This is a genomic window from Synechococcus sp. BA-120 BA3 (assembly GCF_034931285.1).
Taxonomy (GTDB): Bacteria; Cyanobacteriota; Cyanobacteriia; order PCC-6307; family Cyanobiaceae; genus Cyanobium.
Genome location: NZ_JAYGHZ010000426.1, coordinates 1 through 2,257, shown reverse-complemented (window position 1 = coordinate 2,257; position 2,257 = coordinate 1). Strand labels below are relative to the sequence as shown.

Here is a 2,257-nt window from a genome sequence, read left to right as displayed (position 1 = left end):
CCGCCGACGTGTCCCGGGTCCTGCTGGCCAACGGCCGGGCCGCCGAGGCCCTGGAGATCCTCGATGGCGCCGAGCCGGAACACCCCGGCCGGCTCGATGGCCCCTGGCAGGAGAGCCGCATGGCCGCCCTGGAGGCCCTGGAGCGACCGGCCGAGGCCCAGGAGATGCGCTGGCAGTGGTTCTGCCGCACGCTGTCGATCCCCCACCTGCGCGCATTCCTGGGGCGCCTCGCGGCCTTCGAGGACGGGGAGGCGGAGGAGCGGGCCCTGCGGGTGGCCGAGCAGCACCCGAACCGCCTGCTGGCGCTGGAGTTCCTGGTGGGCTGGGGGGCGCTCCCCCGGGCCGCCCGCCTGGTGCTGGCCCAGGCCACGGCGTGGGACGGGGAGGCCTACGCGATCCACAGCGCCGCCGCCGAGCGGCTCAGCGCCGACCACCCGCTGGCGGCCACGCTGCTGCTGCGGCCGATGGTGTGGGGGGCGCTGGCGATGGGGCGCTCCAGCCGCTACCGCCACGCCGCCGAACACCTGCGCCACTGCGACCGGCTGGCCGATCGGATCAACGACTGGGGGGGCCACCCCGACCATGCCGCCTTTGTGGCGCGGCTGCAGGAGGGCTTCGGGGGGCGGTGGGGCTTCTGGAAACTGGTGGAGGCGTAAAAGCTCAGGGTTGCGGTTGGTGGGGATGCGTTCGGTGGGGTGGAGTCGGCAGATGGATCCGGCATTCTGTACAGGTCTGGGATCCGGCCGGGCGGACAGGACCCGATGGCCTTGAAGCCCCGGGGATGGATCAGCGTCAGCCAGCAGCTTTGCCGCAAGCCCGTTCTGCTGCTGGCGATGATCACATCGGCGCGGCCATCCGCGTGGCCCCTCGATTGGCCTCTGGAGGATCTGGAGGCCGCAGGTCTGCCCCAGCCCTGCCTGGTGCGCTTCAAGCTGTTCACCCTCGACGAGCGGCTGGTGTCGGGGTGGCTGGGTGCTTTGGCCGCCGCCGATCGCGCCGGGGTGGAGGCCCAACTGGGCAAGCTCCTGCCCACCGCGTCCTGAACGCTGCCAAGGCCGCCTTGTGGTGGTGGTTCGGCGGATGGATCCAGCCGGCCGATGTTGGCGACATCCGGGCCAGCGTGGGTGAGCAGGCCTCTTCGCTGGAGCAAGTCGCTGGCCACTGGAGCTGTTTCCGATCAGCGGTGACGAGCACGACGCCCCAATGGCGGCTGGTGGTGGCGCACTGATCTCAGTGCTCAGACGTCTTGATCGTTTCCATCAACAAAGCCAAGGCCTCATTCAGCATTGAGCAACAACGCATCGAGCTTGGATTCGATAGCGGCGAGTCGTTTGTCCTCATTCTCGAGCAGCTTCGTGCGCTTCTCGCTCTCGCGCTCTCTGATCTGCGCATCGATCGTTGGATGCCAGTTTAACTTCGCTAACCAGCGCCGCCAAGGCGGCAAAGAGGAAAGGAATTCCGATTTGCTGGGTGACGTTGAAGTGGACTCCAAAGACATCGACATGACTGTAGGAGGTAAAGAACGTGATCAGGACGACAAGAAGACCGCCGACAAGGGAGGCATAACCGACTCGATCCAGCAATGGAAACGGATCGGCGGGACTCGCGGAAACTGGCGCTTTGTTCTCTGACATGACCGTAGCGACGCCAAGTCCGAACTGTTCAACGCATAGTGCGTCAGTACCAGTGTGGAGCGCATCCGTGCTTTCACGGAGTGATGGGCTCTGCGGGGGGGGCAGGGTCGGATCGCGCTCAGCTCAAGGGATTCATCAGCGATGGGGCGCAGCTTCGAGCCGAGCATGGTGTTGGCGGCTTGGCAGGCCGAGCACCCTTCAGCGGCCCGCTTCCATCGCCGGTGCAAGATCGGTGTGGATGAAGTCATCGTCCTTGTACAGAAGGGGTGCAGCGAGGGATTTGGCCAGGGCGTAGGAGAAACGGTCGCCCAGATTCAACCCGGCTCGATGGCGTCCCTTGCCGAAACGACGAAAGGCCAGGCGCGCGAGTTCCGCCTGGTCGCGGTCGAAACTGACCGCTTCGATCTCTGCGGCGGCCACAAACACATCCAGATCTCCTTGGCCATCGGCGCCAAAGCGGGCCTCGAGAACGATGGAGAGTTCGAGCAAGGAAGCAGTGTCAAGCGACATCCGGAATTGGTCCTCCGGCGACATGAAATCTGGCCCACCCTGTGAGGCTGTAGCCCCGGCTTGTTGACGCCGTAGCCGGCGCCGGTTGGTCTTGCTCATCAGTCCATTGGGAT

At 65.9% G+C, this 2,257-nt stretch carries 4 protein-coding genes; 3 read left to right on the top strand and 1 reads right to left on the bottom strand.

What is annotated here, in order from left to right; genetic code table 11:
- The 3 genes from VB737_RS16385 to VB737_RS16375 all read left to right on the top strand — a co-directional run.
- Window positions 1-656, top strand: a 656-nt coding sequence (locus tag VB737_RS16385) for a DUF6880 family protein (protein ID WP_500314525.1), incomplete at its 5' end; no start/stop codon positions are given.
- A 105-nt stretch (window positions 657-761) separates the two neighbouring features.
- Complete coding sequence (locus tag VB737_RS16380; RefSeq protein WP_323243077.1) at window positions 762-1,043, top strand: hypothetical protein; 282 nt, start codon at window positions 762-764, stop codon at window positions 1,041-1,043.
- Between the two features lie 312 nt (window positions 1,044-1,355).
- The gene (locus tag VB737_RS16375) at window positions 1,356-1,631 is read left to right on the top strand and encodes a hypothetical protein (protein WP_500314523.1); all 276 of its coding nucleotides are present in this window, start codon (window positions 1,356-1,358) and stop codon (window positions 1,629-1,631) included.
- A gap of 201 nt (window positions 1,632-1,832) precedes the next feature.
- On the opposite strand, the gene VB737_RS16370 is transcribed toward VB737_RS16375, so the two are convergent.
- Window positions 1,833-2,257: type II toxin-antitoxin system VapC family toxin (locus VB737_RS16370; RefSeq protein ID WP_500314521.1), on the bottom strand; the 425-nt coding region annotated here is incomplete at its 5' end.